Origin of the sequence: Salipiger marinus, assembly GCF_900100085.1 — a bacterium.
GTDB lineage: Bacteria > Pseudomonadota > Alphaproteobacteria > Rhodobacterales > Rhodobacteraceae > Salipiger > Salipiger marinus.
Genome location: NZ_FNEJ01000054.1, coordinates 1 through 6880 on the forward strand (window position 1 = coordinate 1; position 6880 = coordinate 6880).

Here is a 6880-nt window from a genome sequence, read left to right on the forward strand (position 1 = left end):
CGAAGCTGCTGGCGGATTTTGGTGTAGCAACTTGATTCTACGGCGCTTTCAGGCGCACGCAACCTGCCCCCATCGATTTGGATGAATAAACCGGGATAAAGGTAGTGCCACTGACGTGACTTAGCTACCACTGGGGCAACGATATCGAGGCCCTTGATGAACCCCACCGAAATTTACGACGCACTGGCGGAGATTTCCGCAAAACCATTTGATGCGAACGAATTCCCTTTTGCCTTTGCCGCAGCCACCGATGGCGCGAAGGCGGCCATTTCAAAGCTGCGGGGCGGGTCGACAAATAAGTCCGATCTCCCCGGGGGGGTGCTCTTCGGGAAAAGGTTCCACTATGCGCCCGCGCTCTCGGGACTGACCGATGTCACCCTTGACCAGATCCGCGCCTCGAAAAAAACCAAGACGTCAAAGCCCGCAATCCTGATCGCGACGGATGGCGAGATGATCTCGGCGGAACACCTTGCCTCGGGGGACACGCTCCACTGCCGCTTTGACGAGCTGGGCGACAACTTCGGTTTCTTCCTGCCCGCTGCGGGCAAGGAACGTTACCGCGCGGTCGAGGAAAACCCGGTTGACGTCAAGGCGACCGGCAAGCTCGCCCGGCTCTATGATGCGCTGACCAAGGCCAACCCGGACTGGGGCAGCGACGCGCGTCGGCACGAGATGAATCAGCTGATGATGCGGCTGATCTTCTGCATGTTCGCCGAAGACGTTGGCATTTTCCCGGACAACCAGTTCTCGCGCCTGCTGTTCACCCATGCGGGCAACAAGGGCGAGGAGGCCTGCGAAACCATCATCGCGGCCTTCCGGGCGATGAACCTGCCCAAGGACAAACGCGCGGGCCTGCCCGCATGGACGGGCGAGCTGGAATACGTCAATGGCGGGCTCTTCGAGGGCACGATCGACGCACCGCGTTTTGATGCCGCATCCTTCCGCTATCTGCGCGAGGCCTGCGACCTGAACTGGCGCGAGATCAATCCGGACATCTTCGGTTCGATGATCCAGTCGGTCGCGGACCCGAAGCAGCGTTCGGAACTGGGGATGCACTACACCTCGGTGCCCAACATCATGAAGGTGATCGGGCCGCTGTTCCTCGACGATCTGGATGCGGAGATCCACAAGGCGTGGGACCGCGCCCGCGCGCTGCAACAGGTGCTGGACCGGATGTCGCGGATCCGCGTGTTCGATCCGGCCTGCGGCTCGGGCAATTTTCTTGTCGTGTCCTATCGCGAATTGCGGGCACGTGAGACGCGCATCCTGCGGCGGCTGGAAGAGCTGACCGGCCCCGGCTCGATGCAGATGTTCTCGGCCATCCCGATCAGCCATTTCTACGGCATCGAGATCGCAGATTTTGCGGCAGAGACCGCCAAGCTGGCGCTGTTCATCGCCGAGTATCAGGCCAATGCCAGCTTTGCGGAGGTGTTTGGCCGTCGACCAGCAGCGCTGCCACTGAAGGACGCCGCACACATCCGAACCGGGAACTCTCTGCGGATGGATTGGGAAGACGTATGCCCTCCACCTACCGAGGGAGAGGTAGTCTTCATCGCGGGCAATCCGCCATTCCTAGGCAAAGCAAAACAGGACAAATCTCAGAAAGCCGACCGCGACTATGTATTTTCGGGAAAGCTTAAGAGTTTCAAGGCTCTGGATTTCGTAGCGGGTTGGACGTTCAAAGCAAGCAATTATATCCGTGGTCGAAATGCAGAAGCGGCATTGGTGTCTACCAACTCTCTTTGCCAAGGCGCGTCAGTTCCATTGCTATGGCCATCTGTATTACGTCAGGATCTCGAAATTCACTTTGCTCATAGATCCTTCAAGTGGAGAAATAGCGCAGCAAAAAATGCCGCGGTGATCTGTGTGATTACCGGCATGCGAAATATATCACGCGAGCCAAAACGTCTTTTCTCCGAAGGAATAGAAGCATCTGTTTCTCATATCAATGCCTACCTCGTTCACCACTCAGACGTTTGGATTCAATCCTCAGGAAAAAGTCTGTTTGGACTGCCGCATATGGCTTTTGGGTGTATGCCATATGATGCCGGCAAGCTCCTCCTTTCCCCCTCAGAAAAAGAGGAGATGATCCAAAATTGGCCCGAGGCGGAAAGCTACATTCGCAGACTCATGGGCTCGCAAGAAGTCGTAAAAGGTATCGAGCGGTATTGCTTATGGATTTCTGACGACGATCTTCACAATGCGGTGCGCATTCCCGCGATCGCCGCGAAAATTGAAGAAACTCGTTTAGCTCGCCTTGAGATGAAGGATGCCGCTGGTCGAGCTCTTGCAGGCAAGCCATATCAGTTCAGGGAGCACATTGCCCCGGAGCATCATGCCATCCTTGTTCCTAGCGTCACATCAGAACGCCGTCCTTACTTGCCTGTTGAGCGGGTCGGCGCAGACGTCATTGCCTCGAACCTCAACCAAGTACTTTACGACGCTCCAGAGTGGTGCATCGCGCTGATCGCATCGCGCCTGCACCTTGTCTGGATCGCGACCGTCTGCGGCAAGCTGAAGTCCGACTTCCGCTACTCCAACACCCTCGGCTGGAACACCTTCCCTGTGCCGAAATTCACCGAGGATCAGCTGGAGGCGCTCTCGGCCTCGGCCCGCAGGATCCTGCGCTGCCGCTACTCCCATTACCCGGCCACGATCGCCGAGCTCTATGACCCGGACAAGATGCCCGACGACCTGCGCGCCGTGCATCGGGAGAACGACGAGCTTCTGGAAACCATGTATATCGGCCGCCCCTTCCGCAATGATACCGAACGGCTGGAGAAGCTCTTCAAGCTCTACGCCGCCAAGGTAAAATCGCTGGAAGCCGCTCCGAAGAAAAAGAGGGCCTGACACATGGTTCAGATGGTCAATGTCACCTATGGCACCTCGAAGGCGACCACGAACGCGCTTGGTCAGCGCCCGATGCAGGCCCGCACCTATGCCGCCCGCGCCGCGCAGTTCCTGCTGCTGAAGGCGCCGCCAGCGGCGGGCAAGAGCCGCGCGCTGATGTTCGTGGCGCTGGACAAGCTGCGCCATCAGGGGTTGGAAAAGACCATCGTCTGCGTGCCCGAGACCTCGATCGGCGCATCTTTCCGATCAACCGATCTGACCAGCTACGGGTTCGAGGCCGACTGGGAGGTCGATGACCGCTGGAACCTCTGCCTGACCGGCGAGGATGCCGACAAGCAGAAGGTGAAGGCGTTCCAGACCTTCATGGAGAGCGATGCGACGGTGCTGGTCTGCACCCACGCCACCTTCCGCTTCGGTTTCGAGGAGGTGATGAAGACCAAGGGGATCGAGGCGTTCGACAGCTGCTTCATCGCCATCGACGAATTTCACCATGTCTCGGCTTCAGACAACAACCGGCTGGGGGTGATCCTGCGCAGCCTGATCACCCGCGCGCAGTGCCATGTGATGGCGATGACCGGCAGCTATTTCCGGGGCGATGCCGATCCGGTGCTGCGCCCCGAAGACGAAGACCGCTTCACCAAGATCACCTACAGCTATTACGAGCAGCTTGAGGGCTATGCGTGGCTCAAGGCGCTCGGGATCAATTACGAGTTCTATAAGGGCAACTACGTCAACGGCCTGCCGGGGGTGCTGAACCCCGATCAGAAAACGATCATCCACATTCCGCATCGGGGATCCTCAGAAGCCTTTGATGACAAGTTCAACGAGGTCGGCAAGATCATCGACCTGCTGGGTGTCCATGAGGGGCGGGATCCCGAGACGGGTTTTGACCTGGTGCGCAGGCCGGATGGTCGCGTGCTGAAGGTCGCTGATCTGGTGGATGACGGGCCTGGGCGGGACATCGTGAAAGCTGCCCTGTCGCGCGAGGTCAAAGGGCCGGATGGCAAGCGCGATGACGTGGCCGACCGGGCGAAGGTCGACATCATCATCGCGCTTGGCATGGCCAAGGAAGGCTTCGACTGGGTCTGGTGCGAACATGCGCTGACCATCGGCTACCGGTCCTCGCTGACCGAGATCGTGCAGATCATTGGCCGCGCCACCCGCGATGCCCCCGGCAAACCGCGTGCCCTGTTCACCAACCTTGTTGCGGAACCCGGCGTGGAAACGGGTGTGGTGACGGATGCCGTGAACGACATGCTCAAGGCGATCTCCGGGTCGCTGCTGATGGAGCAGGTGCTGGCCCCGAATTTCAAGTTCTACCGCCGTGAGGACAGCGATGTTCGGGCCCCGATCGATACGGATGCCGAGGGCAACGTCACCATCGGCATCAAGGGGCTGATCGAGCCACCAACCGACCGCTCGCGGGAGATCTGCGAGAAGGACATGAACGATCTGATGGCCACCGCTTATCAGGAGATGGATCGGCGCGTTCTGTCACCTGACACTGCGCCAGAGGTCGCCACGCAGATGGTGCTGACCGACATCATCGAGAAGCGCTACGAGACGCTGGATGCCGAAGAAACGGAATCCGTCCGCCAGCATCTGGCCGCGCATATGAATGTGCTGACCTTGGCCCGGAAGGAGGCCGAGCGCGGCTTCGCCGAGGGTCAGTCCCCGCTCAGCGGAGCGGCCCCGAAGGGGAGCAGAGATGATGACGAGGAGACGGGACCGGACAGCGCCCCCAACACGCTGCTGGAGATGGTCAAGAAGTTCATCAACGTGCGGGACATCGACATCGAGCTGATCGACAGCGTGAATACCTTCCAGGAGCGCTTCGAGGTTGCGTCGAAGTCGCTGAACTCCGAACTGCTGTCGCATGTGCAATCCGCGATGGTGGCACTGCGCGTTAACATGACCGGCGATGAAGCCCGAACGCTGTGGCCCCGCATCAAGGCCTTCCGGGCTGCGGAGGGAAGGGAGCCGAACGTGCATTCTGCCAATCCGCTAGAGAAGCGCATGGCCGAAGCTCTTGCCTGGCTGAAGGCCGAGAAGGCGAAGCGTATGCGTGAGGGGGCGCTGTGATGTCGCGCTCCAGCCGCCCTAGCTTGGAGGACATCTTCGCCGAAGACGATGAATTCGGGCTGCTTGATGTCAAACCGCGAGCGGCGCGTGGAGGAGCCGTTCAGGATCGAAGCGTCACTGCGCTGCTCGAAGTCACGAATTTCTATGAGCACCATTCCCGCCTGCCGGATCCAGACGCCATGGATCACGATGAGATGCGCCTTGGTGCAATCTGGGAGACGGTGAAGAGGGCGCCAACAGATCAGATGCGTGCTGTCGACCGGCTAGGCCTGATAAGCGGGGAGGCCACGCCAGCGCCGCGTTCCTGGCAGGATGATCCCATCGACACGGACATCCCTGACAGCCTGGATGACATCTTCGCCGATGACGACCTCGACGTCGATGCGTCCTTGGTAGAGCTTAAGCACACCACGCCGTCAGCCGAGCGCCATGTCCCGGATCACCGTGCCGAATTTGTGCCCTGTCACGACTTCGAGCAGTTCCGCGAACGATTCGAAACTGTTCAGCGCGGCTTGGAGGCTGGAGAACGGCAGGCCAGCCCCGTGCGGAAGTGGTCAGTGATCGAGCCGATCGAGGGGGATTTCTTTATCCGGAACGGGCTGCTTGCCATGATCGCGGAAAAGTCTGAGATGACAGCCCGCGGTGGCTCCCGCGATCACCGCCTTCGCGTCATTTTCTCGAACGGGACAGAAAGCGACCCACTCATGTCGTCGTTCCGAAAATCACTGAACGAAGACAAAACTGCTCGCATGGTCCAAAAGGTTGGTCTCGGCCCTCTCGATCCTGAATGGGAAAGTGATCGGCTGGAGCTGTCCGGCACAATTTATGTTGCCCGCTCCCGTTCGGAGATCCCGGCCATCAAAGAGCAGCGCATGATACTTCACAAGATTGGTGTGACCAGCCAAGACGTTGCGCGGCGTGTTGCCGATGCGAGAAATGATCCGACATTTCTGCTCGCGCCAGTCGAGATTATCGCGACGTACAGTCTGCAGAATCTGTCCCGAAGCAAGGTCGAAAATCTGCTACACCGCTTCTTCGCGGCGGCTCGCCCCAAGGAGCTGTTCGTAACGGATCGGTTTGGCAAGAAGGTGTTCCCTAAGGAGTGGTTCTACGTCCTGCCGGAACACGTTGGGCAAGCAGCAAAGCTGATCGAAGAGGGCACCTTGCATCGCCACCGATATGAAGTTTCTACACAGAGGATTGTCACCAAGGCATGATCACGGGGGTATACGATCAGGAGTCGAGCCCGCCGCGCCCAGTTATCGTCATGAAGGGATGTACTGGATGGGTTTAATTTGCTGTGCACCGTCAAACCGCCTTCTTACCCTGACATCATGCGCTTGGCAGCGCGCTTTTTATGAGCCATCATCCGCTATTAGCAAACAAGATTGGGGGGCTTATGGCGGGTGCAAATTATGACGGCATTGCGGGAGTGATGCGGCTGATCGAGGCTGGAAAGGAGCCCGACACATTTGCTGTCGAGGTGGTGACATACCACGCGGTAATTGAAAGCGAGATTGAAGCTGTAATTTCAGCGCTTGTCCCTCGACCCGAAGGATTGTTTACGACCTCTCCTAGGATGTCATTTGGACACAAGATCCATCTGCTGAAGGCCCTTTGGGCCGGCGACCCAGAGCAAGCAGACAAGCTATGTGCTGTCCTGCGAAAGTTCCAAGAGGTCAGAAACGCGGTCGCCCATCCCGATCCAAAGCAGATCAAAGGATGCGTTGCGGGGCTTACCAACGCATATCGTGAAATTGATCCTGCTATCGGCGATGAGGTTGATATCCTAGAGGCGGCACAGGGAATTTGCTTGTTCTTGCAAGATGGATCGAACGTGACAGAGCTAAAGGCCTTATTTAATGGTCTTGACCAGCTCGTAAATTCAGATCTTCCGAAGGCGATTGGCGGTGGCGATGGCGATGGCGATGGCGATGGCGATGGCGAT

Annotated in this window: 4 protein-coding genes; all 4 read left to right on the forward strand. The window is 58.5% G+C overall.

Annotation, left to right across the window (positions count from 1 at the left end; all coding sequences use genetic code 11):
• Window positions 1-156 precede the first annotated feature (156 nt).
• Complete coding sequence (locus BLR51_RS26340; RefSeq protein WP_089852523.1) at window positions 157-2850, forward strand: class I SAM-dependent DNA methyltransferase; 2694 nt, start codon at window positions 157-159, stop codon at window positions 2848-2850.
• A gap of 3 nt (window positions 2851-2853) precedes the next feature.
• Window positions 2854-4932, forward strand: a complete 2079-nt coding sequence (locus BLR51_RS26345; protein WP_089852524.1) for a DEAD/DEAH box helicase — start codon at window positions 2854-2856, stop codon at window positions 4930-4932.
• A complete protein-coding gene (locus BLR51_RS26350) occupies window positions 4932-6149 on the forward strand; it encodes a GIY-YIG nuclease family protein (RefSeq protein ID WP_089852525.1) in 1218 nt (405 codons plus the stop codon). The genes BLR51_RS26345 and BLR51_RS26350 overlap by 1 nt, the downstream gene beginning before the upstream one ends.
• Window positions 6150-6289: 140 nt before the next feature.
• Window positions 6290-6880: hypothetical protein (locus BLR51_RS27555; RefSeq protein ID WP_207543705.1), on the forward strand; the 591-nt coding region annotated here is incomplete at its 3' end.

What these genes read in the sequence shown, in the direction of transcription:
- BLR51_RS26345 (WP_089852524.1), top strand. Translation starts at nt 2,854, where the DNA reads ATGGTTCAGATGGTCAATGTCACCTATGGCACCTCGAAGGCGACCACG.
- BLR51_RS26350 (WP_089852525.1), top strand. Translation starts at nt 4,932, where the DNA reads ATGTCGCGCTCCAGCCGCCCTAGCTTGGAGGACATCTTCGCCGAAGAC.
- BLR51_RS26340 (WP_089852523.1), top strand. Translation starts at nt 157, where the DNA reads ATGAACCCCACCGAAATTTACGACGCACTGGCGGAGATTTCCGCAAAA.